The 26,896-nt window shown below is 70.0% G+C and carries 26 protein-coding genes; 17 read left to right on the top strand and 9 right to left on the bottom strand.

Translation table 11 applies throughout. The features are described 5' to 3' along the window. Positions 1-5: 5 nt before the first annotated feature. Positions 6-863, bottom strand: coding sequence for a polysaccharide deacetylase family protein (locus VF106_RS16680; protein ID WP_330840634.1), 858 nt, complete (start codon positions 861-863; stop codon positions 6-8). Between the two features lie 56 nt (positions 864-919). Here VF106_RS16680 and VF106_RS16675 point away from each other — a divergent pair, with 56 nt between their 5' ends. Both VF106_RS16675 and VF106_RS16670 read left to right on the top strand, forming a co-directional pair. Beyond that, positions 920-1,285, top strand: coding sequence for a MerR family transcriptional regulator (locus VF106_RS16675; RefSeq protein ID WP_330840633.1), 366 nt, complete (start codon positions 920-922; stop codon positions 1,283-1,285). Between the two features lie 19 nt (positions 1,286-1,304). After that, positions 1,305-2,132, top strand: a complete 828-nt coding sequence (locus VF106_RS16670) for an ATP-grasp domain-containing protein (protein ID WP_330840632.1) — start codon at positions 1,305-1,307, stop codon at positions 2,130-2,132. On the opposite strand, the gene VF106_RS16665 is transcribed toward VF106_RS16670, so the two are convergent. Continuing rightward, entirely contained in the window at positions 2,100-2,996 is an 897-nt protein-coding gene (locus VF106_RS16665; RefSeq protein WP_330840631.1) for an HxlR-like winged helix-turn-helix transcriptional regulator, read from the bottom strand. The two genes, VF106_RS16670 and VF106_RS16665, sit on opposite strands and share 33 nt — an antisense overlap. Before the next feature lie 49 nt (positions 2,997-3,045). On the opposite strand from VF106_RS16665, the gene VF106_RS16660 reads away from it, so the two are divergent. Beyond that, positions 3,046-4,284 (top strand): MFS transporter, encoded by a 1,239-nt coding sequence (locus VF106_RS16660; RefSeq protein ID WP_330840630.1) that lies wholly within the window; start codon positions 3,046-3,048, stop codon positions 4,282-4,284. Here the strand turns inward: VF106_RS16660 and VF106_RS16655 are convergent. Beyond that, positions 4,199-4,627 carry an MmcQ/YjbR family DNA-binding protein gene (locus VF106_RS16655; RefSeq protein ID WP_330840629.1) on the bottom strand — a complete coding sequence of 143 codons (429 nt, stop codon included), beginning with the start codon at positions 4,625-4,627 and terminating at the stop codon, positions 4,199-4,201. The two genes, VF106_RS16660 and VF106_RS16655, sit on opposite strands and share 86 nt — an antisense overlap. 46 nt (positions 4,628-4,673) lie before the next feature. Between VF106_RS16655 and VF106_RS16650 the strand changes: the two genes are divergently transcribed. Next, on the top strand, positions 4,674-5,468 hold the full coding sequence (locus VF106_RS16650; RefSeq protein ID WP_330840628.1) for an alpha/beta fold hydrolase: 795 nt from the start codon (positions 4,674-4,676) through the stop codon (positions 5,466-5,468). Between the two features lie 158 nt (positions 5,469-5,626). Here the strand turns inward: VF106_RS16650 and VF106_RS16645 are convergent, their stop codons facing one another. Both VF106_RS16645 and VF106_RS16640 read right to left on the bottom strand, forming a co-directional pair. Beyond that, on the bottom strand, positions 5,627-6,994 hold the full coding sequence (locus tag VF106_RS16645; RefSeq protein WP_330840627.1) for a LuxR C-terminal-related transcriptional regulator: 1,368 nt from the start codon (positions 6,992-6,994) through the stop codon (positions 5,627-5,629). Next, complete coding sequence (locus VF106_RS16640) at positions 6,994-9,012, bottom strand: Hsp70 family protein (RefSeq protein ID WP_330840626.1); 2,019 nt, start codon at positions 9,010-9,012, stop codon at positions 6,994-6,996. The genes VF106_RS16645 and VF106_RS16640 overlap by 1 nt, the downstream gene beginning before the upstream one ends. Before the next feature lie 210 nt (positions 9,013-9,222). On the opposite strand from VF106_RS16640, the gene VF106_RS16635 reads away from it, so the two are divergent. The 13 genes from VF106_RS16635 to VF106_RS16575 all read left to right on the top strand — a co-directional run bounded on the left by VF106_RS16635 (position 9,223) and on the right by VF106_RS16575 (position 24,313). Next, complete coding sequence (locus VF106_RS16635) at positions 9,223-9,849, top strand: hypothetical protein (RefSeq protein ID WP_330840625.1); 627 nt, start codon at positions 9,223-9,225, stop codon at positions 9,847-9,849. Between the two features lie 91 nt (positions 9,850-9,940). Then, positions 9,941-10,582 carry an IniB N-terminal domain-containing protein gene (locus tag VF106_RS16630; protein ID WP_330840624.1) on the top strand — a complete coding sequence of 214 codons (642 nt, stop codon included), beginning with the start codon at positions 9,941-9,943 and terminating at the stop codon, positions 10,580-10,582. Positions 10,583-10,587: 5 nt separating this feature from the next. After that, on the top strand, positions 10,588-12,318 hold the full coding sequence (locus VF106_RS16625; protein ID WP_330840623.1) for a dynamin family protein: 1,731 nt from the start codon (positions 10,588-10,590) through the stop codon (positions 12,316-12,318). After that, a complete protein-coding gene (locus VF106_RS16620) occupies positions 12,315-13,742 on the top strand; it encodes a dynamin family protein (RefSeq protein ID WP_330840622.1) in 1,428 nt (475 codons plus the stop codon). Before VF106_RS16625 ends, VF106_RS16620 begins: the two co-directional genes overlap by 4 nt. Before the next feature lie 135 nt (positions 13,743-13,877). Continuing rightward, the gene (locus VF106_RS16615; RefSeq protein ID WP_330840621.1) at positions 13,878-14,603 is read left to right on the top strand and encodes a hypothetical protein; all 726 of its coding nucleotides are present in this window, start codon (positions 13,878-13,880) and stop codon (positions 14,601-14,603) included. An 89-nt stretch (positions 14,604-14,692) separates the two neighbouring features. Beyond that, on the top strand, positions 14,693-15,460 hold the full coding sequence (locus VF106_RS16610; protein ID WP_330840620.1) for a DUF6529 family protein: 768 nt from the start codon (positions 14,693-14,695) through the stop codon (positions 15,458-15,460). Next, the gene (locus VF106_RS16605; protein ID WP_330840619.1) at positions 15,461-16,264 is read left to right on the top strand and encodes a Rieske (2Fe-2S) protein; all 804 of its coding nucleotides are present in this window, start codon (positions 15,461-15,463) and stop codon (positions 16,262-16,264) included. Positions 16,265-16,358: 94 nt separating this feature from the next. Continuing rightward, positions 16,359-16,919, top strand: coding sequence for a sigma-70 family RNA polymerase sigma factor (locus VF106_RS16600; RefSeq protein WP_330840704.1), 561 nt, complete (start codon positions 16,359-16,361; stop codon positions 16,917-16,919). Further along, positions 16,916-17,620, top strand: coding sequence for an anti-sigma factor (locus tag VF106_RS16595; RefSeq protein ID WP_330840618.1), 705 nt, complete (start codon positions 16,916-16,918; stop codon positions 17,618-17,620). Before VF106_RS16600 ends, VF106_RS16595 begins: the two co-directional genes overlap by 4 nt. A gap of 474 nt (positions 17,621-18,094) precedes the next feature. Further along, the gene (locus VF106_RS16590; RefSeq protein ID WP_330840617.1) at positions 18,095-18,820 is read left to right on the top strand and encodes a DUF4142 domain-containing protein; all 726 of its coding nucleotides are present in this window, start codon (positions 18,095-18,097) and stop codon (positions 18,818-18,820) included. Further along, the gene (locus VF106_RS16585; RefSeq protein ID WP_330840616.1) at positions 18,817-19,659 is read left to right on the top strand and encodes a ferredoxin; all 843 of its coding nucleotides are present in this window, start codon (positions 18,817-18,819) and stop codon (positions 19,657-19,659) included. Before VF106_RS16590 ends, VF106_RS16585 begins: the two co-directional genes overlap by 4 nt. Further along, entirely contained in the window at positions 19,656-22,838 is a 3,183-nt protein-coding gene (locus VF106_RS16580) for an FAD-dependent oxidoreductase (RefSeq protein ID WP_330840615.1), read from the top strand. The genes VF106_RS16585 and VF106_RS16580 overlap by 4 nt, the downstream gene beginning before the upstream one ends. Before the next feature lie 239 nt (positions 22,839-23,077). Next, positions 23,078-24,313 carry an acyl-CoA dehydrogenase family protein gene (locus tag VF106_RS16575; protein ID WP_330840614.1) on the top strand — a complete coding sequence of 412 codons (1,236 nt, stop codon included), beginning with the start codon at positions 23,078-23,080 and terminating at the stop codon, positions 24,311-24,313. Positions 24,314-25,006: 693 nt separating this feature from the next. Here VF106_RS16575 and VF106_RS16570 read toward each other — a convergent pair. The 4 genes from VF106_RS16570 to VF106_RS16555 form a co-directional block, all read right to left on the bottom strand. Further along, positions 25,007-25,591 carry a GAF domain-containing protein gene (locus VF106_RS16570; protein WP_330840613.1) on the bottom strand — a complete coding sequence of 195 codons (585 nt, stop codon included), beginning with the start codon at positions 25,589-25,591 and terminating at the stop codon, positions 25,007-25,009. Beyond that, positions 25,588-26,190 carry a GTP-binding protein gene (locus VF106_RS16565; RefSeq protein ID WP_330840612.1) on the bottom strand — a complete coding sequence of 201 codons (603 nt, stop codon included), beginning with the start codon at positions 26,188-26,190 and terminating at the stop codon, positions 25,588-25,590. The genes VF106_RS16570 and VF106_RS16565 overlap by 4 nt, the downstream gene beginning before the upstream one ends. Beyond that, positions 26,168-26,476 carry a DUF742 domain-containing protein gene (locus VF106_RS16560; RefSeq protein WP_330840611.1) on the bottom strand — a complete coding sequence of 103 codons (309 nt, stop codon included), beginning with the start codon at positions 26,474-26,476 and terminating at the stop codon, positions 26,168-26,170. Before VF106_RS16560 ends, VF106_RS16565 begins: the two co-directional genes overlap by 23 nt. Positions 26,477-26,544: 68 nt before the next feature. Continuing rightward, a partial coding sequence (locus VF106_RS16555) for a roadblock/LC7 domain-containing protein (RefSeq protein ID WP_330840610.1) occupies positions 26,545-26,896 on the bottom strand: 352 nt, incomplete at its 5' end.

Below are 26,896 nucleotides of genomic sequence, written 5' to 3'. Positions count from 1 at the left end.
TGTGATCACGCGGAGCGCAGGTAGTGCTCGGCGATCTCGTCGCTGGTGGTCAGCCAGATGTCCGGCTGCTCGGCGAGGAACGCCAGTGCCTGGTCCAGGTACTTGGCCCGGAAAGCCTGCCCGGTGACGAACGGGTGCAGTGCGATCGCCATGACCCGGCCGCCGTGTTCGGCGTCGGCGTGTAGCTGCTCGTACTGGTCCTTCACGATCTGGACGAACTCCGGGCCCGTGGTTCCCTTGTCCCCGAACAGGTTGAGGTCGTTGAGCTCCAATGTGTACGGGACGCTGAGCATGCCGGGCACGTTGAGCCGGTAGGGCTGGTCGTCGTTGGTCCAGTCGAGCACATAGGACAGTCCGAGTTCGGCGAGCAGGGCCGGGGTGTTGAACGTTTCGGTGAGCCCCGGCCCCATCCAGCCCTTCGGCCGCTGGCCGGTGGCCTCGGCGATGGTGTCGACGATCTCGGTGAGCACGCCGCGCTCCTCGTCCTCCGACAACCCGGTGTGCAGGACCGAGTTGGTCTTCCCGTGCGCGAGCCAGGCCCAGTTCCGTTCCAGCCCGGCCTTGATGATCTGCGGGTAGTGGTGCGCGACATCGGAGTTCAGCAGCACGCTCGCCCGGATCCCGTGCCGGTCCAGGATGTCCGCCATGCGCCAGATGCCGACACGGACGCCGTAGTCGCGCCAACCGTGGTTCAGCACGTCCGGCACCAGCTCGGCGGTGCCCGGCCAGATGCTCGTGGAGGGCCTGCCCATGAGGAAGTGCTCGACGTTGAGACCGATGTACGCGGCGACCCGCTTACCGTTGGGCCAACGCAGTTCCGGACGTTCGGTGATGGGGCTGTAGTCGAAGAGTGGGTTCGTCATGCCGACACGGTAGAATCTGACATCAGTGTCAGCTTCAAGTCCTGGAGGCTGGTTTCGTGAAAATCGGTGAGCTGGCCCGGCGCACCGGGGTGAGTGAACGGTCGCTGCGGTACTACGAGCAGCAGGGGTTGCTCGCGGCCGACCGCTCGCCCGGCGGGCAGCGGGACTACCCCGAGCGGGCAGTGGACCGGGTCATCCACATCCAGGAACTGTTCGCGGCGGGCCTGAACAGCAGGAAGATCGCCGAGATCCTGCCGTGCATGCGCGACGCGGACGGCGGCCCGTCCGAGAAGGCCACCCCGAAGCTGGTCGCCGACCTGACCGCCGAACGCGACCGCATCGACCGCATGATGCGCGACCTGGCCAACTCCCGAGCCGTCCTGGACGAGGTCATCACCGCGGCGGTGCAACCGCGTCCGTAGCGGTCGGCAGGATGTGGGCATGCTGCTGTTCCCTGCCGACGTGTTGCGGCCCCGTCGGGTGGACGACCACTTCGTGCCGGAGGCCGAGGCCGCGCGTGAGCTGGGCGTGCCGTACGCGCTCGTCGACCACAACGCGTTGACCTCGGGTGAGGCGACCCGTGCCGTGGCGAAGGTGCCCGAGGGCGAGGCGATCTACCGCGGTTGGATGCTGACGTCCGATGAGTACGCGGCGTTCGACACTGCACTGGCGAAGCGGGGTGCCACGTTGCGCACCACCGCCGCCCAGTACCGCACCGCCCACGAGTTGCCGGGGTGGCACGCGGCTCTCGAACCGGTGACGCCCGCCGCCGAGTGGACCTCCGGCGCGGGCCGTGCCGAGTTCGACGAGGCCCGACGGCGGCTGGGCCACGGGCCTGCCGTGCTGCGGGACTACACGAAGTCGATGAAGCACTACTGGGACGAGGCGGTCTACATCCCGTCGCTGACCGACGCGGACGCGGCATGGCGGGTGGCGAGCCGCTTCCTCGAACTGCGAGCCGACGACTTCGCCGGCGGTTTCGTGCTGCGCCGCTTCGAGTCGTTCACCGGTGCGGAGGTTCGGACGTGGTGGTACGGCGGCGAGTGCCGGCTGGTCGGCGCGCACCCGGACACGCCAGACACGACACCGGACGGGCTCGATCTCGCCGAGGTGACGCCGCTCGTCACGGCGCTGGCTCTGCCGTTCATCACGGTCGACCTGGTTCGCCACGATGACGGCCGGTGGCGGGTGGTCGAGTTGGGCGACGGCCAGGTCAGCGACCGCCCGGCGAGCATGTCAGCCAGTGACTTGGTCGCGCTTCTCGCGTAGGCGGGTGACGTGGGCCAGTGACTCGGCGACCGAGCCGGCCGGGTCCGTGATCGGGAACTGGACCGCGCGGATCGTCCGGTCCGGGTCGACGATCATGGTCAGTCGCTTGAGCCGGTCGGCGCCCGCCGCGCGGAAGGTTGGCAGGCGCAGTGCCGCGGTCAGGGCCAGGTCCTCGTCCGACAGCAAGCCGAACGGCAGGTTCGCGTACTCGACGAAGGCACGCAGCTGGTCCGGGCGTTGGGTGCTGAGCCCACACACGGCGACACCCACCTGGTCGAAGTCGGCGAACCGGTCGCGGTAGGTGGTCGACTCGAGGGTGCAGCCCGCCGCGCCGGGGATGTCGCCCCAGTTCGGGGGAAGCGGGTTGCCCACCGGGGCGAACGCGCCAGGGAACGCGTACAGCACGGTCCACGAGTCGCCGAGCGGATCGGTCAGGCTGTCGCCGTCCGACCACAGCCTGATGGCCGGCACCTTCTTGCCGACGAGGCCGTGCACGCGGCGCGCCTCCGCCGAGGTCGGTGCCGTGGTCGCGGTCAGTGAGCCGTCGCCGGAGACGAAACGGGTGCCCCAGTCCTGCAGGGCGATGAGCACCGGCAGCAGGCCGCGGCCCCTGTCGGTCAGGTGGTACTCGTACCTCGGCGGGTGCGCCGAGTAGTGCACCTTCTCCAGGACCCCGTTGGACACCAACGCCTTCAGCCGCTCGGTCAGCGTCTTGCGGCTGAGGTCGAGGTCCCGCTGCAACGTGTCGAACCGGGTCGTCCCGCCCGCGATGTCCCGCACGATCAGCAGCGTCCACCAGTCGCCGACCACGCCGAGCGACTGCGCGATGGCGCACTCGGCGTCCGCCAGCTCGCTGTGCTTCACGCGTCCATCATAGTAAGTTCCCATTAGGAACTCACTATGGGGAGGCTGGATGTTCTGGCGCTACTGGTCGGCGATGGCGGTCAGCCAGACGGGCACGGCGGTGACGGTGGTCGCGTTGCCGCTCGTGGCGGTCACCACGCTGGACGCGTCCGCGTTCGAGGTGAGCCTGCTGACGGCCGCGACCTACCTGGCGTGGGCGGTGATCGGGCTGCCGGCGGGCGTGTTCGTGCAGCGCTTGCCGTTGCGGGGCACGCAGGTCGCGATGGATCTCGTGCGCGCGGTCGCGATCGCGTCGGTGCCGGTGACGTGGTGGCTGGGACACCTCACGATGCCCCACCTCGTGGCGGCCGCGCTGGTGATCAGCCTGGCCAACGTCGTGTTCGACGTCGGCAACCAGACGTTCCTGCCTTCGATCGTGAGCCGGGACGAGCTGACCGCGCGGAACAGTCTTGTCTCGGCGACGTACTCGACGACGGCCCTGGGTGGGCCGAGCCTCGGCGGGATCGTCGTGCAGGTCCTGGGTGCCGTGCCGACGCTGCTGGTGGACGCCGTGAGCTTCGTCGTGTCCGCGGTGCTGCTGCGAGGGTTGCCACGCGGGTCCGCGCAGGCGACCGAGCGCCCGGCCATGGGCGCGATGATCCGGGAGGGCTGGCGGTTCGTCGCGCGCCATCCGGTGATGCGGCCGTGCATGTGGGGAGCCACCGCGGACAACTTCGCGAACGGCGCGCTGATGGCGATCATCCCGGTGTTCCTGGTGCGTGACCTGCACGCCTCGCCGGTTCTGGTCGGCCTCCTGATCGCGGCGGACGGCGTCGGCAGCCTCATCGGCGCGGCCATCGCACCCCGGTTGACCGCTCGGCTGGGCAGCGCGCGGGCGCTGATGGTCGCCGCGTTCGGCGGTGCGGCGGCGGCTTTGCTGATGCCGCTCGGCCACGGGGTGTGGGGCATGGTGGCGTTCGCCGTGGCCAACGTCGGTTTCGGCATGGGCGTGGTGGTGTTCAGCATCAACGCGCGGACGCACCGGCAGGTGGCGAGCCCGCCGGAACTGCTGTCCAGGGTGATCGCGACCGTGCGGTTCGTGTCGTGGGGTGCGATCCCGTTCGGCGCGCTGCTCGGCGGCGCGGTCGCGTCGGCGATCGGGCCACGTGGCGGGTTGTGGGTGGCGTGCCTGCTGACGCTGGCCGGGCCCGCGGTGATGTGGTTCAGCCCGGTTCGTCGGCTGAGGGACCTGGCCTCGGCACAAGCGCTGCCAGCTTCTTCGGTGCCAGCAGGCAGTAGCTCTCGGTGAGCAGCTCGGCGATCTCGTCCCAGTCGGCGTCCGGCTCGACGATCATGCCGACGACCTGCGGATGCCAGCGGGGTTTGTAGAAGGGGAGGCCCCCGTTGGCCAACGCGTGCAGCTCCTGGCCCGCCGCGCGGAACGTGAGCACGGTGGCGTCCCCGACGAGCGGCGCCTCCCGGGCGTAGGCAGGCGGGTACTGGTCGCTGATGCCGAGGACGTGGGCGAACGTCCGCGTGCGGATGCGCCAGCGGGTGCCGACCCACGCCTGTTCCTCGTGCGCCTCGGGGAGGGCGAGGCAGATCGCGCGCAGCCGGATGATGACGTGGTCCGGCACGTCGGGCCTGTCCATGTCGCCTCCCCAGGAATTGTCGGTGCCCTCGTGCATGATGCCCCGCATGACGCTCAACCACGTGGAGATCGGCACCGGTACCCCGGTGCTGGCCCTGCACGGCTGGACCCCGGACCACCGTCTGATGCTCGGCTGCCTGGAGCCGGTGTTCGCCCGCCGGCCCGGTTACCGGCGCCTGTACCCGGACCTACCGGCCATGGGCAAGTCGCCGGCAACCTCGGTGACCAGCTCGGACGACATGTTGGCGGCGGTCCGCGAGTTCGTCGCCGCCACCGTGGGCGACGAGCCGTTTCTCCTGGTGGGCGAGTCCTACGGCGGGTACCTGGCGCGCGGGCTGGCCAGGGCGTTGGGGCCGCGGGTGCTGGGGCTTGCGCTGGTGTGCCCGATCGGGGTGAACGTCGAGCACGCCGACCGGAACGTGCCACCGGGCGCGGTACTGCGGCCGGCGCCCGAGCTGATCTCCTCGCTGGACCCAGCGCTGGCGGCGGAGTTCACGGACATCGCGGTGGTCGAGACCCCCGAGACAGTGCGCCGGTTCCAGGAGGAGATCCTGTCCGGCCTGGCAGCGGCCGACACAGAGGCCATGGCTCGCATCCGGCAACGGTGGCTGCTGTCGGCGAACCCCGAGGACGGTGACCCGTTCTCCCGCCCGGCGCTGATCCTCGCCGGCCGTCAGGACGACCAGGTCGGGTACGTCGACCAGTTCGCGCTGTTACCCCACTACCCGAGAGCCACGTACGCGGTCCTGGACGTGGCCGGCCACAACCTGCAGATCGAGCAGCCGACCCTGTTCGAAGCACTGGTCAACGAATGGCTCGACCGAGTGGAGGTGGAGTGCTAGGTCTTTCTCTTCCACAACTCAATACTTTCCGCAGCGTCGCGATCAGTTCCGCGCGGTTGAAGCTTGCTGACCGAGTGTCAGCGGCCGGCTGGGGCAAGGCCGGGCGGTGGGCTGTCGGCGGGTTGGCTCGTCGTGGAGCCAGGTGTCGTGCGGGTCCGTCACGCCAGTGCTTTCCGCAGTGCCGCGATCAGTTCCGCGCGGTTGGTCGCTGGCAGCTTCTGCCGGATCCTGGCCACGTGCTGCTCGACGGTCTTCGGTGAGATGTACAGCTTCGCGCCGATCTCCTTCTGCGTGAGGCCGTCCAGGAGCAGCTCGCCGACCGCGCGCTCCCGTTTGGACAGTAGGCCGGCGGTGCTGTCCTCGTTGGTGACGGTCGCGCGCAGTGCCCGGCCCTTGCCAAGCAGGTGCTTGACCGAGGCGGGGTCGGTGGCCCGTGCGGCGGCCAGTCCGCACAGTGCCGCCGCCTCCCACGGTCGGTCGGCCAGGGCGGCTGCCGCCTCTCGCACGGCGGCCGGGTTGACGTCACCGGCCAGCACGGCGGCCCACACGCGACCGGCGCGGCCGCGCGGGGTGTCGGGCAGGTGTGCTGCCGCGGCGTAGGCCTCGTCGGCGGTGGTGGCGCGTTGCAGTGCCCACCAGGCGAGCGTGGCCACGGCCCAGGCCGGGTTGCCGGCGCGGGCGACGGCCGCGGTCATGGCGGCGACGATCATCTCGCGGTCGACGGGTTCGGCGGCCGCGGCGAGTTCGCCCCAGGCGTCGAGCAGCAGGATCTCCACGTCGGCGCCCATGACGACCGGCGCGACACGGTGCCACGTGGTGCGCAGCGCCTGCCGGTCGCCCGCACGGCGTGCGAGCCCGACGGACACGGCGGCGGCGAGCACCGCGTCGCGGCGCATGACCGGCGGTGCCTCGCTTGCGGCGACGACACCCGCACGGGCGTCGGCCAGCCGGCCGGCACGCAGGTCGAGCCACGCGGTGATGAGCAGCCGGCGCGGGCTGGGCGCGGTGAACATGGCGCGTGCGGTGTCGTCGTCCTCGCCGGCGGCCAGCACGACCATGGCGTGGTTGTCCCACCGCTCCGCGGAGAACGGATCGGCGGGCACGGTGGCGACCGCGAGCCCGGCGAGTTTCCGCGCGCCCGCGGGGAAGTCCCCTCGGACGGCGCCGAGCGTCGCGGTCACCCCGTCGAGGAGGACGGTGAGCCCGCGGGGCGGGTGGCCACTCAGCTGCCGCGCGGTGAGCAGGTCCTGCTCGGCGGCGTCGAGGTCCCCGACGAGCGCGGCGGCCAGCGCGGCCCGCCCACTCGCGAACGCCGACGCGGCGCCCTCGGTGCTCGCGGCGATGTCCCGCCACCGCGCGGCGGCGTCGAAAAGGGCCCCGTCAGCGGCGGACGCGGCGGCGGCGACCCCGGCCGCACGGAAGTGCGGATCGGTGCCGGCGGCCAGCACCTGGTCAGCGGCCTCGATGGCGGCGGTCGTGTCACCGGCGCGCCAGGCCTGGTCGGCGTGGTCGGCTAAAGCGAGCATCAGTTGTCGCCTCCTTCGCCCTGGTCGGGTGTGCGGGCACTGGTCGGCACGCCGGTGGTCGTCGTCGTGGTGGGCGCGCTGGTGGTCGTGGTCGTCGTGGTCGGTGGTGCCGTGGTGGTCGTGGCGGGTCGCTTGGTGGTCGTGGTCTGCTTCTTGGACGGCGGCGCCTGCCGAGCCGTGGTCTGTGGCGGCGGCGCCTTGGTCGTCGTGGGGGTGACGGTGGCGGACACGGTCGAGGTGACGGTGGTCGTCGTCGGCACGGTTTCGGCCCCCGCACCGGCCGGCTGCTGCCCACGGGTGAGCGCGATCCCGGCGGCGGCGCCGATCACCACGAACCCGGCGGCCGCGGCGGCGATCATCGTCCGGGACTTCTTCGCCTTACCGGTGGTGGGCGCGTCCGCCGAAGGCACAGGCGGCCGCACCGGCTCGACGAGCGAGGTACGCACCTCCCGCGCGAACCCTGGCGAGTCAAGGGAAACAGCCAGGCGGGTAGGCGAGTTCACCCCTCGGGCCGCTGGGGCCGCACTCAGGCCAACAGCGCCGACGGCGCTGGGGGTGGCCGGCCTGAGCGCGGCGGAAAGGCCGGCCGAGCCGGCCTGGTTCTGGTTGGCCGCACGACCGTCCGCGCCGCCAGCCGAGCCGGCGAAGCCCTCAGTGGCCGACCGGCGCTGGTCGCTGGCCGCGCGAGCGGCCTCGCTGCCTGCCGAGCCGCTTTCAGCCGCCGACCAGCGCGAGTCGGCGGGCGAACCGGGTGTACCGGCGAAGCCCGCCGCCACGCCGGCGGCCGCGCCAGCGAAGCCCGCCGCGTCGGCGAAGCCGTCGTGTGCTGACCTGCGCTGGTCGGCGGACCGGGCCGCCGAGTCGGCGAAGCCCTCAGGTGCCAACCTGCGCTGGTCGCTCGACGCGCGGGCGGCCTCGCTGCCTGCCGAGCCGCTTTCAGCCGCCGACCAGCGCGGGTCGGCGGGCGAACCGGGTGTGCCGGCGAAGCCCGCCGCCGCGCCGGCCTGGTTCTGGTTGGCCGACCGGGCGGCAGAACCCGCCGCTGTGCCAGCGGCCGCGCCTGCGAAGCCCGCTGCGCCGGCGAAACCTGCCGCGTCGGCGAAGCCCTCCGGTGCTGACCTGCGCTGGTCGGCGGCCGGTCGGGGGGCGGGTGTCGGGCCGATGCCCGCCGCTGCCAGGGCTGCGCCCATGGCCGCCGCGCCTGGTGGGGTCGCTGTCACCGGGCGGCCCAGTTCCTCCGACACCACCTGCGTCAGCAGGGGGAGCCAGGCCGCGCCGCCTGCCAGCAGGACTGTCGCCGGGGTCACGCCCGACTCCTCGATCGTCATGCGCAGGGCGATCGCGGTCTCGGCCAGCAACGGACGGGCCATCTCCTCGAACTCCGCGCGCGTGAGCCGAACCCGGGTGCCCCCAACGGAAATCTCCGCCTCCGTGTCCGCGGACAGCGCCTCCTTCGCGGCCGTGCAGGCCTGGCGCAGGCGGGAGAGCGCGGCCGGGTCGGTCGGCCAGTCGTCGCCGGCCGCGGCCTGTACGTGGTCGAACACCAGCTCGTCGAGGTCCGCGCCGCCCAGGTCCAGCTCCACAGGCTGCCCCACCGTGGCCAGGCCGCGCACGACCGCCGCGGTGAAGGTCGAGCCGCCCAGGTCGTGCACCGCGGTCGGGTACTCGCTCTGGTAGGCGATCGCGGCGGCACTGGACAGCAGGGTGACCTCGCCCAGCGCGGCACGCAGTGCGGCGACCCGGTGCGGGCCCCAGGTCACCGGGTGCGTGACGGCCAGGCGGGCGGGTGTGCCGATCGTCGACACGACGTTCGTGACCAGTTGGGCCACAAGGGACTCCGCCGGCACCGGTCGTGTGCCGACCAACACCGGGGTGTCGTCGCCGACGCGGCTCAGGAACCCGCGTGGCACGCCGGGTAACCGTGTCGGCACCACGGACACGACCTCCGCTCGGCCACCACGGACCACGGCGGCGGTCGTGAATGTTCCCCCGACATCCACTCCTACCTGGTAAGACATCCCGCTTTTCCCCTCTCGTGAAACAGCGCATCTGTTTCCACACGCGTGCTTCGTAGCCGCGGTTGTCACGGATTGGCCTCGATCGCAGAAGTAGGGAAAACCCCCTAACGGCCCAGGTCATCGACCGGAGATCGCCCCGATGGCGGCGTCCGGATCCGCGCTTAGCGTTGGAAACCGTTAGACCCCAACCAAAACAGGGAGTGCGAAACAATGTCGAACCCATTGCCCATCAACCTCAGCGAGTTCCTGGCCACCGTCACCGACGTCGACCTGGACACCGTCCTCGACTCCACGCAGGACCAGGAGTCGGCCACCATCGGGCAGCAGACCGCGGACCAGGCCAACGACCAGGCGGCCGTCAACGGGTCCGAGCAGGACCAGGACACCACCACCGTGACCGAGACGGAGGGCGGTGACGGCGGCAACGGCGGCATCGCGGCGGCCGGTGACGGCGGCAGCGCGAACGGTGGCGCCGGGTTGGGCCTCGGTGGCGCGGCCGGCCCGATCTCGCAGACCGGTCAGGTCAACGTCAACTTCGGCAACAGCACCGGTGGCGACGGCGTCGGTGTCGGCGGCAACGGCGGGGTCGCCGGCAACGGTGGCAACGCGGACGCGTCCGGCGGCAACGGTGGCAACGCGACAAGCGATGTGGACGTCGACGCCGACCAGAGCAGCGACCAGGACAACGACCTGGACGCCGACAACGACGCGGACCTGGACTCCGACCAGGACACCACGCAGGTGGCGGACTCCGACCAGAGCTCGGACCTCGGTCTGTCCATCGAGGACCAGGTCAACGACGTGGTCGACGACCTCGACTTCGACCTGACGGTCTGAACAGGAACCACCTGACCGGGGGAGCGAGGGTGGCTGGGAGTGCAGGGGCTCCCAGCCACCCGAGCCGACAGAACACAGAGGAGTGACCGACATGGCGTCCATCGCCGAACTCATCGACTTCCTCATGAGCCTCATGCGCGACGACGACACGCGCGCCGAGTTCGAGCGGAACCCGGACGCCGCCCTCGCCGACCGCGGCCTCGCCGACGTCAGCGGCCAGGACGTGCGGGACGCGCGGCTCATGATGACCGACACCGGCGCCGCCCACCCGAGGGCGGGCAGCCGCCCGGACCGCAACAGCGGCTCCGACAACGACCCGGTCCGCGAGATCCAGCACACGACCACCCACTTCGAGGTGGGTGACATGACCACGACCGTCATCACGGTCAACGACAACGACACCGTGATCGTGGACTCGTTCAACAACGACGTGGTCGCGATCCAGGACAACGACACCACCGACGTCGACGTGATCAGCATCGAGGACAACGACACGGTGACCCCAGGGGACGAGGAAGAAGAGCCGGCGGAGGACCCCGCGGCCGGCATCGACCCGGCGCTCGGGGAGGAGCCGCCGGAGGACCTGCCGGAGACCGAGGAACCAGACTCCGGGGCGAGCGAGGGGTTCGCCCCGGACCCCGAACCCGACCTGGGTGCGGCGTCCGACCTGGGGACCGAGTTCACCGCGGAAGAGCCACCGGCTGACGAGCCGGTCGACGAGCTGGTCGGGTGAACGCGATGGCGACCCCCAACCCCGCGGCCGCGCTCGACCGGGCGACCGCTGCCATCGCCAAGTACGACCGGCCCGACCTCGGCGACCGGCTGCGGCAGGCCAGGGAGAGGCTGCTCGCCGACGACGTGCGGGTGCTCGTCGTCGGCGAGTTCAAACAGGGCAAGAGCATGTTGGTCAACGGGATCGTCAGCGCGCCGGTCTGCCCGGTGGCCGACGACATCGCGACCGCCGTCCCCACCGAGGTGCGCTACGCCGATCCCGCCGCCGTCATACTGGTCGGGAGGAACGGCGAACGCACGCCCATCCCGCTCGACCAGCTCGCCGACCACGCCTGCGAGCCGAGCACCCACGACGGTCACGTCGAGGTGGGCGTGCCCCGCGCGGTGCTCAAGGGCGGGCTCGTGCTCGTCGACACCCCCGGCGTTGGCGGGCTCAACTCCGTCCACGGCGCCGCGACCCGGTCCGCGCTGGCCACCGCCGACGCGGTCCTCTTCGTCACCGACGCGTCCCAGGAGCTGACCGCGCCCGAGGTGGACTTCCTCCGCCAGGCCGCCGACGTCTGCCCCACCGTGGCCTGCGTCCTCACCAAGATCGACCTGTACCCCGAGTGGCGCCGTATCTGGGAGGGCAACCGGCGCCACCTCGACGACATCCCGCTGTTCCCGGTGTCCTCGACCATGCGCTGGCACGCGCTGACCACGAACGACACCGAGCTGTCACAGGAGTCCGGCTTCCCGCCGCTGGTCCGCCACCTGCGTGACGAGGTGCTGGCCAAGGCCGCCGAGCTGACCCGCCGCTCGACCGCGCACGACATCGCCGCCGTCACCGACCAGATCCTCGGCCAGCTGAAGGCGGAACGCGCCGCGCAGGACAACCCCGGCGACGTGCTCCGTGAGTTGACCGCGGCCGAGGCACGGGCCACCGCGCTGAAGGAACGGTCCGCGCGCTGGCAGCAGACCCTCAACGACGGTGTCGCCGACCTCAACGCCGACATCGACTACGACCTGCGGGACCGGCTCCGCGAGATCGTCCGCGCCGCCGAGGAGTCCATCACGAACGGCGGCGACCCGACCCGCACCTGGGACCAGTTCGCGCAGTGGGTGCAGCAGTCCGCCGCCTCAGCCGCGTCCGCCAACTTCGTGTGGGCGACGCAGCGGGCCCGCTGGCTCGCGAGCAAGGTGGCCGAGCACTTCGACTCCGAGCGCACCCAGTTGCTGCCGGCGCTGCGGATCGAGCCCGCGGCAGGGCTCGACGCGGTCCGGGACATGACGATCAGCGACTCCGAGTCGTGGACGGTCGGCCGCCGCCTGCTCACCGGGGTGAAGGGTGGCTACGCGGGCCTGCTGATGTTCGGCATGCTCGGCACGCTCGTCGGGTTCGCTCTGCTCAACCCGGTCTCGGTCGGCGCCGCGGTGCTGCTGGGCCGGCGGAGCATCGGCGACGAGCGCAAGCGGATCGTCACCAAACGCCAGAACGACGCCAAGACCGCGCTCCGCCGCTACATCGAGGACGTCACCTTCCACGTCGGCAAGGACTCCCGCGACATGCTGCGCGGTGTCCAGCGCGTTCTGCGCGACCACTTCACCACCCGCGCCGAGGAGATGAAGCGTTCGCTGCAGGAGTCGCTGAAGGCCGCCGAGAAGGCCGCCAAGGCGTCGAAGGCCGAGCGGGAACGCAGGCTCGCCGAGCTGGACGCCCAGATCGCCGAGCTGGAGACGGTCAGGGGGCTGTTGTGAAGGCCGCCGTCCGCGACGTCCTGCACAAGGCCATCGCCAGGTACGGCGACCAGCCACGCACCGTCGAGCTGCTCCGCCGCCAGGTGGCCCGCCTCGACGAGCCGCTGCGGGTCGCGATCGCCGGCAAGGTCAAGGCCGGCAAGTCGACGCTGCTCAACGCGCTCGTCGGCGAGGCGGTCGCGCCGACCGACGCCGGCGAGTGCACCAAGGTCGTCACCTGGTACCGAGACGGGCTGAGCCCCCGCGTCACCCTCTACCCGAAGCAGGGCGGCCCGGCTCAGCTGCCGGTCGTGCGGCGTGACGGCGCGCTCGACATCGACCTCGGACGTCCGGCCGACGACGTGGACCGGCTCGTCGTGGACTGGCCGACCAGGAGCCTGCGGACCACGACGCTCATCGACACACCCGGCGTCGCGTCGGTCAACGCCGACGTGTCGGCCCGCGCGCACCGCTTCCTCGACCCGGAGGACGACACGCCCACCGAGGCCGACGCCGTCATCTACCTGATGCGCCACCTGCACAGCGCGGACGCCGACTTCCTCGAGTCGTTCCGCGACCGGGGCGTGGCGCGGGCGACCTCGGTGACCACGGTCGCCGTGCTGTCCCGCGCCGACGAGATCGGCGGCGGCCGCGCCGACGCCATGTTCTCCGCCCGCGCCATCGCGACCCGCTACCGGTCCGAGCCGGCACTGCGCGGCCTGTGCCAGAACGTCGTCGCCGTCGCCGGTCTGCTCGCGCACACCGGCCGCACGCTCCGGCAGAACGAGTTCACCGCGCTGGCCGAGCTGGCCGCGAAGCCCCGCGAGGACCTGGAGTCGGCGCTGCTGTCGACCGACCGGTTCACCCGTGTTCATGGGCACGGGGAGCTGGTGGCCCGGTTCGGCCTGTTCGGCATCCGGCTCGCGACCTCCCTCATCAGGCAGGGCACGAGAACCCCGGCCGAGCTGGCCGACGAGTTGGTTGCCCGCAGCGGCCTTTCCGACCTCCAGAAGGTGCTCACCACCCAGTTCACCGAACGCCGCGACCTGTTGAAGGCCCGGTCCGCGCTGCTCGCGCTGGAGCGGGTGACCAGGGGCGACGACCGAGGGCTCGCGAGGGACATCGAGCGGATCCTCGCCGGCGCGCACGAGTTCGCCGAGCTGCGGCTGCTCTCCGCGCTGCGGGCCGGCACGGTCGCGCTGCCGAAACCGCTGGTACGCGAGGCGGAGCGGCTCCTCGGCGACGACGGCGGCGCGGCCCCGGTCCGCCTCGGCCTGCCGTTGGAGGCTGACCAGCGAGCCACCCGGGCCGCAGCACTCGAGGCACTGCGTCGCTGGCACGAGCACGCGGAGAACCCGGCGTTCGGCCGGCGTGCCTCGGACGCCTGCCGAGTGCTCGTCCGGACCTGCGAAGGACTGGTCACGCGGACCCCGGGACAACGCTGACTGAACCGAGCCACCCGCCCGCACGTGTATCTCATCAGCGGGCGGGTGGCTCATTGTTTCCGAGCGGAACTTGCACAGTGAGCATCGGAGCTTGCCGTGCGAGCATCGCTGCAAACACAAGAACGGGAGAAGGTCATGGCGCAGCGCGGTCCCCTGGTCACCGCGATCGTTGCGGTCGGCGGCCTCGTCGGCCTGATGACGGCCAACGCGGCGGGTGGCCTCGTCACGGCTGCCGGTCCGTCACCGACGCCGACGCAGGTTGGCGCGACCCAGAACGAACAACCTCCTACCAGCAGCACCGAGGCGCCCGCGGAGACGCAGGAGACGACGGCGCCGCCGGTGGAGACGTCGGAGGTCCCGACGACCGAGGACAAGCCGGTCGAGGTGGCGTTCCCGGCGGAGGCCGTCTACGCGGGTAAGGCGAACGGCAGCAAGCTGTACATCGCGGTGGCCGTGAAGGGCGAGGACGCCTCGGCCTACCTGTGCGACGGGAACGCCGTCGAGTCGTGGCTCAAGGGCACCGCCAAGGACGGCGCGGTCGAGCTCGCCTCCAAGGACAACGCCAACACGCTGACCGCGGCTCTCGAGGGTGAGACGCTCGTCGGCACCGTCACCACGGGTGGGCAGACGCTCGACTTCTCCGCCTCCATCGCGCCGCCGCCCGCCGGGCTGTACCGCGGTGAGGACGGCCAGACGACCGTCGGCTGGATCATCCTGGCGGACGGCACACAGGTCGGCATCGCGCAGACGCCGCAGGGCAGCGAGCCCGCGCCCCCACTGAACACGACGCGCGGCGGCGTGACGCTGGACGGCGGCTTCGTGGCCGCGAAGAAGGTCACCGGCGAGACCCGGTTCGGCTGACATTCTGGACAGGCGCGGATCCGCGGGGGATTCGTGCGAGCGAAGAGGGTGCCGGGGCCTCCACCTCGGTAGCACGAATGGAGATTCCGATGACCTTGCCGCCTGACTTCGGGCCGACCGGTCAACTTCCGGAGACCCAGTGGCCGGACGACGACCGGTGGGCGGACGCCGACCTGCCGGACCTGTCGCCGGACACGACCCAGCGCGTGCAGAACGCGCCAGCCGACTACACACAGCCGGTCCCGGCCCAGTGGCTGAACCAGTCCGCCTCCACCGCCGCCCCTCTCGCGTTCGAGGACGACGATGACGAGCCGGAACCGCAGGAAAGCGGTATCCGTGGCGTCGTCGCGGCGCTGTCGGTCGGCGCGTTCATCGCCGTCGGGATCGGCGTGTACGGCAAGATGCACGTTGGCACCGGCGTCGCGTTCAACCTCGCCGGCTTCTCCAGCGGCCTGTCCGCGAAGGCGTGGCTGGGTTCGATCGCGTTCGTGCTCGCGGTCATCCAGGTGCTGTCGGCCATGGCCATGTGGGGCCGGTTGCCGGGCTGGAGCGCCGGGCACGGCACCGCGCTCATGCACCGCTGGTCAGGTCGCCTCGCGGTGATCGTGTCGTTGCCGGTCGCCGCGCACTGTCTCTACGCTCTCGGTTTCCAGGACTTCGACACCCGGGTGCTGATGCACTCGCTTCTCGGCTGTTTCTTCTACGGCCTGTTCGTCTGCAAGATGATCGTCCTGACCCGTTCCCGCACACCCGGCTGGGTGCTGCCTGTCGTCGGCGCGGGAGTATTCACCGCGCTGGTCGGCCTGTGGGCGACGTCCTCCTTGTGGTTCTTCTCCGAGTACGGGGTGAAATTCTAAATGACACACCAGATCCCCCGCCGCGCCGCGGTGGGGTTCGTAGCCGTGGGCGCGGCCTGCGCGGCCTGCGCCCGATACGGCGGTCCACAGTCCCCGGACCAGGGCGACAACCAGGCCGCCGGCTCGCAGACGTCGACGGGGGAGGTTCTCGGCAAGGCCGCGGACGTCCCGGTCGGCGGTGGCAAGGTCTTCGCGAACCAGAAGATCGTGGTGACCCAGCCGGAGGCCGGTCAGTACAAGGGCTTCTCCGCGGTCTGCACGCACCAGGGCTGTCTCGTCGACGCGGTCGCCGACGGCACCATCAACTGTCCATGTCACGCCAGCAAGTTCAAGGTGACGGACGGATCGGTGACCGCGGGACCCGCGCCAACGCCGCTCGCGGCGATGAACGTCACCGTCAACGAGTACGGCGAGCTGGTCACCGGCGGTTCCGCGCCACCAGGCACCGAAGAGACCACCGCGCCGGGGACAACCGGTGAGACGACCGCGCCGGGCACCACCGAGCCACAGGGTGGCGGTGGGGACGTCCTGGCGACAACGGACGCCATCCCCGTCGGCGGCGGCATGATTCTGCAGGACAAGGAGCTCGTCGTAACACAGCCGACGGCCGGCAAGTTCATGGCCTTCTCGGCGGTGTGTACGCACCAGGGTTGTATTGTCGATGCGATCTCCGGGGGCACCATCAACTGCCCGTGCCACGGCAGCAAGTTCAAGCTGGACGGGTCCGTTTCACAGGGCCCGGCCACCGAACCGCTGTCGGCACGAACGGTTAAGGTGTCCGGAGATCAAATCTCGTTGGCGTGAACCGAACCCGGTTCACACTCGTGTTCCAGTCGTGAGCGAAGTTGCGTCCAGTACCCTGCTCATCGACCGGCCACTTGGGCAGGTGATGGCGGCCGTGACGATCATAGGTAGGCGTTCCCGGCGTGCGCGCGCCGCGAACCCCGGCGAAGACCTGATCAAGACCCTTTATGCCGAGCACGGCCGAAGCCTCCTGGACTACGCGACCAGGTTGACCGGAGACCGTGCAGCGGCGGAGGACGTCGTTCAGGAGACCTTGCTGCGGGCTTGGAAGCACGCAGACGCGCTGAGGTCAGGTGTTGGTTCGGTCCGCGGATGGCTGTTGACCGTGGCCAGGAACCTCGTGACAGACCGGGCCAGGGCCCGCGCGGTGCGGCCCATGGAGGTCAACCAGCCGGTTGACGTACCAGCCGCGCAGCGCGACCACGCGGACACCGTGGTGGACACGATGACCGTGATGGGTGCGCTCGAAGGCCTGTCCCCGGAGCACCGGGCCGTGCTCGTGGAGCTGTACTACCGGGGCCGGACGGTCAACGAAACAGCCGCGGTCCTCGGCATCGCGCCGGGTACCGTCAAATCAAGGACTTATCACGCGGTCCGCGCACTGCGGTCCACGCTGGCACAGTCGCTAGGCAAGTCGGGGGAGGTGCGGCGATGACCGGACCCGCGCACGACCGGGCCCAGCTCGGCGCGTACGCGATCGGCGCGCTCGACCCCGTCGAGGCGCGCATGGTGCAGGGGCATCTCGCTGGCTGTGCGGACTGCCAGCGCGAGGTCAGTGAGCTGATGATGATCCGGCGGGCGCTGGACCAGGTACCGCCGGAGGCGTTCCTGGACGGCCCACCGGAGAGCGGTGACCTGCTGCTACGGCGCACGTTGCGCAGGGTCGCCACGGAGGCCGGCCCACCACCGCGCCGCAGCATGACGGGCCTGGTGGTCGTGGGTGCCGCCGCCGCGGCGGTGGCCCTGGTGGGCGGGATCTTCGTCGGCCGGGAGACCACAGGGGACGCGGCGACCGCGGCGCCGAGGACGGTCACGGTCGAGCCGAGCCCGACGAACGCCCGCCTCGCGGAGGCCACCGACCCGGAGACCGGTGTGACGATGAACGTCGCGCTGGAGCCGAAGAAGGGCTGGGTGTGGGTGCACGGCACGGCGACGGGCCTGCCCGCCAACACGCCCTGTGAGCTGTGGGTGATCCCGAAGGAAGGCAAGCCGGTCTCCGCGGGCACCTGGCTGGTGTCCGAGGAGGGCGCGAAGATGAGCAAGATGGAGGGCATGGCGCTGGTCGCACCCGACGACGTCGAGTCGATCCAGATCAAGACTATGTCCGGCAAGACCGAGGTGACAGTGCCGATGTAGGCGCCCGATTCCCGAATGCCCTGAAGGGTTCTTCGCGACGATCAACATCCGCGAAGGGGCCTTCAGGGCATTCGGCTGTTCGGGGGATTGTCTATTCGGTAAGAAGCGTGATCAACTTAATCGCCCGATCGGGTGATGTGAGCCACGTCACAGATCTGGGCCCTGAGCAACTGAACGAAGCTGTCGTTATCAAACGTATATGCCTGTAGCGCGCCTGTGACGAGGTGTGCCAGAAAGAAAAATCTTGACGCGGCGTAATCGTTCTGATATCTACTGCAGAGGAGTTCATCCATGAGGATGCGAAGCTCTAGAGTTGCCGGAATCGCAGTGCTGGCAACCGTCTCCGCGCTCCTCCTTGGTGGCTGCCAGCTGCGGGAGGGTCCCAGCAGCGAGTACGGCAGCATGCCTGAGAAAACTTTAATTGCGCATTACGAAACGGTAAACAACTGAGTCGCGGGGCGGTAATTAAAAACCATGCGACGTAAATTCATCCGCTGGATCGCGGCTTCGTTCCTGGTCATCCTGGGTGCAACCTTCCCCGCCGTCGGCTTCGCCGTGGCCAGCCAGGCACAGCCCCAGCAGAACCAGCAGGCCGCACAGGGTCAGCTCTCGGACCTCGACCGCGAGTTCCTCGTGGTGATCAACTTCGCGAACCTGTGGGAGGTCCCGATGGGCGACCTCGCCGTGGAGCGCGGCAGCACCCAGCGGGCTCGCGACGTGGGCGCCACGATCGCCTCCGACCACCGCAAGCTGACCGATCTCGTGACGGACGTCGCCGGCAAGTACGGTGTGCCGCTGACGAAGACGCCGTCCTCGTCCACGCAGAAGTGGATGGACGAGATCAGCGCGACGTCCGGCGCGGACTTCGACCGGGTCTTCTCCGACCGGTTGCGCGGCGCGCACGGCACGGTGTTCGGCCTGATCGCGGAGGTCCGTGCCGGCACCCGCAACTCGGAGCTCCGGGACTTCGCGACGCAGGCCAACAACATCGTGATGAAGCACATGACCCTACTGGAGAGCATTGGCGGCGTCGCCACCGATCACGGCATGTTCGCCGAGGCGGCCGCCAGGAGCTACAACACACCGGAGAACTCGTTGTCAGGTGGTGACCTGCTGCTCGCCGCCCTGGTGGCGTTCCTGATGATGGCGGCCACGATCGGCGTCGTCCGCACGTTCAGCGCACCCGGGAAGGCCGAATGATCGACGTCGTCGCACTGCCACAGCACGACATCGGCGTTCGCGAGGTGGCCGCCATGTCGGCCCGCCTGTCCTATGTCTTCATGTGCCTGACCCTCAGCTGGGGCATCCTCACCTACACCGGTTGGATCAAGCGGCTCACCGGCCACCAGGCCATCCGCTCCGGTCACATGATCCTCGCCACCTTCACGGTCGCGACCGGGTTCACGCATGCGATCGTGTTCCTCCTGCTAAGGGAGCAGGGGTTGGACGTGTTCGGGATCGCGGTGCCGTTCAGTGGCCGGCTCCGGCACACGCTCGGCATCCTCGGCCTCGAGATCATGACCGCAATCCTGATCTCGACCGGGATGCGGCGGTTCATCCGGTACCGGAACTGGTTGCGGTTCCACCAGTTCGCCTATCCAGCGGTCGCCATGACGGTCCTGCACTCCTGGTTCGGTGCCGTCGCCAACGGTCACCTCGGTGTGGTGTGGCTCGGTGGCATCACGGTGCTGAGCCCGGCGGTGACCCTGACCGTGCTCCGGTTCATGCCACCGCGGGTCCTGACCCGCGCCGGCCTGCTCGCCGGTACGCCGGCCGCCGCCGAGACCCAGCTCTCCGCAGTCGAACCTCCACCGCCACCCCCGAGGGCGGGACGGAAGGTTCAGGTCAGCGTCGACAACCAGAGGTGCAAGCGATACGGCATCTGCCAGGCCGAATCCCCGAACCTGTTCCAACTCATGGAAGACGGACGCTTGCGCTACGTCCGTGATCCCGATACACAAAGCCGTGCCCAGGCGCAGGCAGCGGCCCGGGTCTGTCCGATGCAGGCCATTCAGTTGCAGGAGGTACGTGCCCGATGAACCGGGACGAACGGATCGTTGTCGTCGGCGGCGGGCTCACGGGCCTGCGGGCGGCGGAACGGCTCCGCGAGCTCAAGTTCGAGGGTGAGATCACGATCCTCGGCGACGAGAAGCTGCCGCCTTACCACCGGCCAGCGTTGTCGAAGCAACTGCTCAAAGGTGAGCTGAGATCGAGCGACCTCACCTTGCCCGCATACGAGGACCTCAATGCCCGCTGGCGGTTCGGTACCCAGGTCCGCCAGCTGATCCCGAACAAGAAGACGCTGCTGCTGCCCGGTGGCGAGGAGATGACCTACGACGGTCTGATCATCGCCACCGGCGTCGAGGCGACGCGACAGAGCGGCGTGCCATACCACGACCCGCGCGTGCTGGTGCTGCGGACGATGTCCGACGGCATGGACCTCGAGCGGGTCCTCGGCGCGACCAAGGGCCGGGTCGCCGTGATCGGCGGTGGCTTCACCGGTTGCGAGCTGGCCGCCAGCCTCCGGCACCTCTCCCGCGAGGTGACGCTCATCGGTCGTGGCAAGAACCTGCTTGGTAACGTGCTCGGCCCCGAGCTCGGCGAATGGCTGACCAACACCCACCGCGAGCACGGCGTCGACCTGGCGCTGGGCAACTCGGTGGAGGAGTGGAACCCCACCTCCGAGGGCGTCGGCCTGAAGCTGACCGACGGCAGCACGCTGATGGTGTCCTGCGTGATCCTCGCCGCGGGCACCAAGCCGATGACGCACTGGCTGCGTGGTTCCGGCCTGCCGCTGGACAACGGCGTGGTCTGTGAGCCGACCTGCCACGTGGTCGGCGCGGACGACGTGGTCGCCGCCGGTGACGTGGCCCAGTGGCCGAACCTCCGCTTCGACAACGTTCCCCGGCGTGTCGAGCACTGGCTGAACGCGGTCGAGATGGGCCGCGCGGCCGCCGAGAACCTGCTTGCCGGCCGGGAGAACGCCGAGCCGTTCAGCCCGATGCCGCGCTTCTGGACCGACCAGTACAGCTACCGCATCCAAGCGGCCGGCATGATCAAGCTGGGCAAGGACATCGTCAAGCTCGGCACCCCGGACGAGGGCACCGGCACGGTGTACGGCTACTCGCTGGAGGGCCGGCTCATGGCGGTGTCCGGTGTGGACTGCCCGACCGCGATGATCTCGTGGACGGAGAGCCTGAGCCGTCAGAACCCCGCGCCGAAGCCCCGCGTTCCGCAGGAAGAGCGCCAGCAGCAGCCGATCACCGTCGGAGGCTCGCTGCAGAAGCGCCCCGCCGGCAAGCACGTGGCGCCGCCCAAGGAGAAGCAGTTCCAGCGCGGCGAGCGCCGCGACCCCGAGATCGGCTACGTCGAGCAGCCGACCCCAGTCGGCGTCGGCCTCGGCGCCGTGGTGCCGGCCGGCCGCCCGCAGAACGTGGTCGACTCGTTCAGCCGGATGCTCCCGGTCGCCGTTCGCCAGCCGCAGCAGGGCCTCCCGCCCATGAACGCCCGTCCCCCGGCCGCTCGGGGCCCGGTTCCGCCGCCGCCTCCTCCGGTTCCCCCGGTTCCGCCCATTCCCCCCGCCCCGCCCAGCCGCGCCATGGCCAACACCGGCCCCTTCCCGACCCCGGCCGCCCCGACCGGCCCGCGCGGCCCGATCAGCGCCCCCTTCGGCGACGGCGCCTCGTCGAGTGGTTTGTTCCCCGCCGTCGGCGGCCCCCGCGGCGACGCCACGCCGCCGAACGGTCGTCCGATGCTCACCCCGCCCACCGGTCGCATCCCGGCGCAGAAGCCCCCGGCGGACCGGCCGAGGGAGCCGCGGTTCAGCGCGGCCGAGCTGACGGAGATCCGTTCCCTTCCCGAGCCGTTGCACAGCCGCGCGAACCCGGGCAACGACGTCACCGGCCAGATGCCCCCGCTCGACGCCAACGGCAACGTGCATGCCCCGGAGTTCTCGGACGTCCCGCCGCGCCGCGGCGCACAGGACTCGTTCGGCGCGATGCCGCCCGTGCGTGGCTCGCAGGACTCGTTCAGCAGCCTCCCGCCGGTTCGTCGTGGTTCGAACGGGATGCCGGTCGCCCGTGGTCCGGAGGACTCGTTCGGTGGCATGCCGCCGGCTCGCGGTCCGATGGATTCGTTCAGCAGCCTTCCCCCGGTTCGTCGTGGTTCGAACGGGATGCCGGTCGCTCGCGGTCCGGAGGACTCGTTCGGCGCCATGCCGCCCGCGCGTGGTTCGCAGGACTCGTTCAGCGCGATGCCGCCCGTGCGTGGCTCGCAGGACTCGTTCAGCAGCCTCCCGCCGGTGTCCCGTGGCAACAACGGGACGCCCCGCGGCTCGGAGGACTCGTTCACCGGCCTGCCGCCCGCTCGTCGCAGGACGAACGGGACGCCCGCGGCTCGTGGTCCGGAGGACTCGTTCGGTGGTATGCCGCCGGCCCGGCGTGAGTCGGGTGGGCGCCGGTCGACCGGCCCGGAGGAGTCGTTCACCGGTCTGCCGCCGGCGCGCCGGGCGACCGGGCGTGGTCCCGAGGACTCGTTCGGGAGCATGCCTCCCGCTCGTCGTGCCGCGGACAATGGCCGCCCCTCGCGTGGCACGGACGACTCGTTCAGCGGGCTTCCGCCGGTGCTGCCGCCGATCCAACGCGAGTCAGGCGGTCGGCGTCGGGCCGAGGAGTCGTTCAGCGCCTTGCCGCCGGTGGCTCGCGAGTCGGACAGCGGCCGCGCGCCGGCGACCCGTGGTCCCGAGTCGTCGTTCTCGAGCATGCCGGCGGCCAGCCTGTCCGCGGAGGACTCGTTCGGCCGTATGCCGTCGGTCCGCGGTCCCAACGACCCGTTCGGCGACCCGCCGCCCCGCCACGGCGCGGAGAGCAGCACGGGCGGCCGGCGTCGCGCCCCCGAGGACTCGTTCAGCACCATGGCCATCGAGGACAACCACCAGGGTGCGCACCGCGCCGAGGACCTGACACCGGACTTCGGTGTCCCCGGGAAGCGGCGGAAGGTCAACCCCGAGTTGAGCAGCCTGCGTCTCGTGCCCGCGTTGTCCAGCATGGACGACTCGTACGAGAACCTGCCGCCCGCCCGCATGCCGAAGCACGGTCGCCCCGAGGACTACGGGTTCGTGCCGTCGACCCGCCCCGGCCCGGAGGACTCGTACGACCGCATGCCGGCGGTCGATCGCCCGGCTCACTCTTCCGGGGGTCGCCGGCGCGCTCGCGCCTGATCTGTCACAGGGACAACCAAATACTGTCTGGCCGCGCGCCTGACCATCGCATACATCCGATGGCGGCGCGCGGCCAGTCCTTTGTAGACCATTTGGGGTATCACGTTCCGTAACGCATAGTAATCTGCGTCACCAAGAAGGAGGTACCGCAAGTGGTCTGATCGGTGGCAAAGTTGTGCACCGCACACAAAGAACCATGAATTCGCGTTGGTCTGTGACGAATCATCGGGGGTCGTCAAGTGAGCGCCGCAACCGGAAGCTATTTCGCCACGCCTGAGCATGAGCGATTGCGTGCGCAGGTCCGGGACTTCGCCGAGGCCAAGGTCGCTCCGCGCGTCGCGGAGATGGAGGAGAGCAAGGCGGTCCACGTCGAGCTTTCCCGGCTGATCGCCCATCAGGGCTGGCTCGGCGTCACGGTGGATCCCAGCTATGGCGGCATGGGGATGGGACATCTGGCCAAGACCATCATCATCGAGGAGCTGTCGCGGGTCAGCGGCGCGATGGGCGCGATGGTGCAGGCCTCCCAGCTCGGCGTCGCGAAGATCGTGCATTTTGGCAACGACGAACAGAAAAGACGCTGGTTGCCCGCGGTGAGCGACGGCCGGTGCATGCCAACGATCGCCGTGACGGAACCGGAGTCGGGCGGGCACGTCCTCGGCATGTCCGCCAGCGCCGTACGTGTCGGCGACGAGTACGTGCTCAACGGCAGGAAGGTGTTCGTCGGCAACAGCCACGTCGGCGACCTGCACGGCGTCGTCGTGCGGACCGGCGCCGGTTCCGGTGGCCTGTCAGCGTTTCTGGTGGAGAACGGCGCACCGGGGCTGTCGCTCGGCCCGCATCAGCCTGCCATGGGCCTGCACGGCTTCAGCTTCGGCGAACTGATCTTCGAGAACTGTCGCGCCCCGGCGGCGAACCTGCTTGGCGCTGAAGGCGACGGCCTCGCGGTCGCGTACTCGTCCAGCGTCCTCTACGGCCGGCCCAACCTGACCGCCGTCGCACTCGGCATCCACCAGGCGATCGTCGAGCACACCGTGGAGTTCGCCAGGACACACCGGCGCTACGGCGAACCGCTCGCCGAACTCCCCACGGTGAAACAGAAACTGGGCCAGCTGCAGTCACAACTGATGACCGCGCGCCTCACCGCCTACCACGCGGCCCACCTGCTCGACGAGGGCGCCCCGTGCGACGCGGACCTGATCAGTGCGAAGCTGACCAACGTCGAGTCCTCTTTGGACTCCGCACGCACCGCGATGGAGGTGCACGCCGCCTACGGCCTCCACCCGGGCCGCCACATCGAACGCTTCCTCCGCGACGCCAACCACATCTACGCTCCCGCCGGCACCTCCGACGTCCAACGCTTACGCCTGGCCGAGGTCGCGCTCGGCACCTACCGCGAAGAATGGTCAGCCCGATTCGCCGACCAACTCCGCACCCCACTCCCAGAACCAACCCCATCCCGCTGGTGGCGCCGCTAACCCGCGAGTCGCGCGTTCAGCCCCCGCGAGTCGCGCGTTCGGCCCCTGCGAGTCGCGCGTTCGGCCCCTGCGAGTTGCGTTTTCGTGTACACGCGAGTCGCGTTTTCGGCGCCTGTGAGTCGCGCGTTCGGCAGCCTTGAGTTTCGTGTTCGTTCGGGGGGTGTTGGTGCTGTCTGTGGGGTTTGTGGGTTCGGTGGTGGCGGCGGATTTTACGGGCGGTGCACTCACGCCTCAAGGGCGCCTTCGGCGTCGGCTTCGCCGATGGGCTTCGCCCACCCTTGACCCGTGAGCCTCCACCGCCCTGGGGCAGGCAAATCACCGGGCAGGCTGGCGCCTGCCCGGCCCGGGCCCGCCGCCACCACCGAACCCATTCGGGTTGGTCACCACGCCAGATGGCTGGTCGGCGCGCGAGTCCAACCGTCCAGACCCGCGTGTCCAACACTGGAGACCCGCGTGTCCAACACTGGGGACCCGCGAGTTCAACATTGGGGACCCGCGAGTTCAACATTGGCGGCTTGCCGGTGCGGTGCCGGCGCCTTGCCGCCGCTGCACAGAGTCATCGATGGTTCCCGCGAGTCGCGCTTTCGGCCCCTGCGAGTTACGTTTTCGGGTACACCCGGGCGTTCCCGAAAACGTAACTCGGGGGTGCTGAACGCGAGACTCGCCGGGGCCGAACGCGAGACTCGCGGGGTTTCAGCGGGGTTGTTGTTCGCGGCGGTGGATCAGGTCCATTACCTCGGACGCCATTGACTTGATCATTTCCAGGCCGGAGCGGCCCCAGGTGCTTTCTTCCGTGTTCACCACGCAGATCGTGCCGATCGCGGTGCCGGTGCGGTCGATCAGCGGTGCACCCATGTAGGACCGTACGCCGATGCTGTTCACCACCGGGTTCACCGCGAACCTCGGGTAGGCGCACACGTCGTCGAGCACCAAAGCCTTGCGGCGCACCACGACGTGCGGGCAGTAGCCGTGCTCGCGGGACATGGTGCGCCCCGGTGTCTCGCGCGACGCGGACGACGCCGCCTCGAGTGCGTCCGCCTTCGTGCTCGTCGGGCCGTACAGGCCGGCGAAGTACTGTTGTTCGTCGCCGACGAAGTTGACCATCGCGTACGGTGCGTTCGCCGCCGCGGCGAGGCGGGCCGCGAACGCGTCGAACTCCGGGTCCGGCCGGTCGCCGAGGCCCAGTTGTGCCAGCTCTTGCAGGCGTGCCAACCGCTTCGGGATCTCGATGTCGTGCGGCGCCGTCAGCAGTCGCTGGTCGAGGATGTCATAGTTCACTGTGGGCTCCGAATCATCGGGGTACTGGCGCGGTTCGCCGCCAGGACGGACTCGAGCAGGGTGATCAGCACCTGGCTCGCGGACGTGGTCGTACGAGCGTCGCACCGCACGAGCGGCACGTGTTGCTTCAACGCGAGCGCCTGCCGGATGTCGGCGTCGGAGTAGCGGTACGCGCCGTCGAACTCGTTGAGCGCCACCAGGAACCGGATGTTCCGCCGTTCGAAGAACTCGACCGCGCCGAAACAGTCCGCCAACCGGCGCGTGTCGGCGAGCACGACCGCGCCGACCGCGCCGCGGGACAGCTCGTCCCACATGAACCAGAACCGGTCCTGGCCGGGAGTGCCGAACAGGTAGAGCACGAGGTTCTTGTCGGTGAAGGAAAGCCGGCCGAAGTCCATCGCCACCGTGGTGGTCGACTTGGCCTCGACACCGGCGACGCTGTCCGTGCGCGCGCTGGCCGTGGTCAGCGTCTCCTCGGTCGTCAGCGGCTCGATCTCGCTGACGGCGCCGACGAACGTCGTCTTGCCGACACCGAAACCACCCGCGATCAGGATCTTGACCTGGATGGGGAACAGATCAGACAAGCCGTCGGAGGCCATCAATCACCGCCTCCAGAATGGCTGGGTCGTCGGAGTACTCGCTCGGCGCGAACTTCGCGATCACCGCCCCGAGCTCGATCAGGTCGGACAACACGACCTTGGTCACGGTGACCGGCCGGCGCAGCCGGCCGGCGATCTCCGCGACGGACGTGGGTATTTGGCACAGTTCCAACGCTTTCGCGTGCTCGACCCCCAGTTGACTTGGTCCCACCATGCCCCGCCCCGTCGCTCGCACCAACGACATGAGGTCGAGCGGCGTGCTGGGCTGGGTTCTCCCGCTGGTCATCGCATACGGGCGTACACCGAACAAATCGTGGTCCTCGCCCCCAGTGGCTTCCTCCGGACCGGTCATCGTCACCGCGTTCCATTGACCTGGTGTGCGGTGAAGCGTGTCGGGGTCACGAGAACGGCCGGCACCTGTGTGCACAGCCGCTGCATCTCGTAACTCAGGATGCCGGCGTCGACCTCTCTGGCCGCGAGCACGGCCAGGACGCTGCCCGCACTGGCCGCCGTGACGAACAGGATGATCTCGTTGAGCTCGGTGATCACCTGTCGCACGCCGTCCGAGCCGGCGGTGGAGAACTTCTTGCCGACCTGGTTGGCCAGCGAGCACATGCTGGCCGCCAGTGCCGCGAGCCTGTCGGCGTCGTCGATGTCGAGTCCGTACCAGTACTTCGGAATGCCGTCCACCGACAGCAACAGCGCG

This window comes from Actinophytocola sp., from assembly GCF_036378875.1.
Classification (GTDB): Bacteria; Actinomycetota; Actinomycetes; order Mycobacteriales; family Pseudonocardiaceae; genus Actinophytocola.
This window is presented reverse-complemented; position numbering and strand designations above follow the sequence as displayed.

Coding starts and splice junctions, on each gene's coding strand:
- VF106_RS16655 (WP_330840629.1), bottom strand. CDS start 4,627: ATGGACAGGCCCGACGTGCCGGACCACGTCATCATCCGGCTGCGCGCG.
- VF106_RS16630 (WP_330840624.1), top strand. CDS start 9,941: ATGGCGTCCATCGCCGAACTCATCGACTTCCTCATGAGCCTCATGCGC.
- VF106_RS16640 (WP_330840626.1), bottom strand. CDS start 9,012: ATGTCTTACCAGGTAGGAGTGGATGTCGGGGGAACATTCACGACCGCC.
- VF106_RS16650 (WP_330840628.1), top strand. CDS start 4,674: ATGACGCTCAACCACGTGGAGATCGGCACCGGTACCCCGGTGCTGGCC.
- VF106_RS16625 (WP_330840623.1), top strand. CDS start 10,588: ATGGCGACCCCCAACCCCGCGGCCGCGCTCGACCGGGCGACCGCTGCC.
- VF106_RS16660 (WP_330840630.1), top strand. CDS start 3,046: ATGTTCTGGCGCTACTGGTCGGCGATGGCGGTCAGCCAGACGGGCACG.
- VF106_RS16605 (WP_330840619.1), top strand. CDS start 15,461: ATGACACACCAGATCCCCCGCCGCGCCGCGGTGGGGTTCGTAGCCGTG.
- VF106_RS16560 (WP_330840611.1), bottom strand. CDS start 26,476: ATGACCAGCGGGAGAACCCAGCCCAGCACGCCGCTCGACCTCATGTCG.
- VF106_RS16610 (WP_330840620.1), top strand. CDS start 14,693: ATGACCTTGCCGCCTGACTTCGGGCCGACCGGTCAACTTCCGGAGACC.
- VF106_RS16580 (WP_330840615.1), top strand. CDS start 19,656: ATGAACCGGGACGAACGGATCGTTGTCGTCGGCGGCGGGCTCACGGGC.
- VF106_RS16680 (WP_330840634.1), bottom strand. CDS start 863: ATGACGAACCCACTCTTCGACTACAGCCCCATCACCGAACGTCCGGAA.
- VF106_RS16590 (WP_330840617.1), top strand. CDS start 18,095: ATGCGACGTAAATTCATCCGCTGGATCGCGGCTTCGTTCCTGGTCATC.
- VF106_RS16635 (WP_330840625.1), top strand. CDS start 9,223: ATGTCGAACCCATTGCCCATCAACCTCAGCGAGTTCCTGGCCACCGTC.
- VF106_RS16645 (WP_330840627.1), bottom strand. CDS start 6,994: ATGCTCGCTTTAGCCGACCACGCCGACCAGGCCTGGCGCGCCGGTGAC.
- VF106_RS16595 (WP_330840618.1), top strand. CDS start 16,916: ATGACCGGACCCGCGCACGACCGGGCCCAGCTCGGCGCGTACGCGATC.
- VF106_RS16565 (WP_330840612.1), bottom strand. CDS start 26,190: ATGGCCTCCGACGGCTTGTCTGATCTGTTCCCCATCCAGGTCAAGATC.
- VF106_RS16585 (WP_330840616.1), top strand. CDS start 18,817: ATGATCGACGTCGTCGCACTGCCACAGCACGACATCGGCGTTCGCGAG.
- VF106_RS16615 (WP_330840621.1), top strand. CDS start 13,878: ATGGCGCAGCGCGGTCCCCTGGTCACCGCGATCGTTGCGGTCGGCGGC.
- VF106_RS16670 (WP_330840632.1), top strand. CDS start 1,305: ATGCTGCTGTTCCCTGCCGACGTGTTGCGGCCCCGTCGGGTGGACGAC.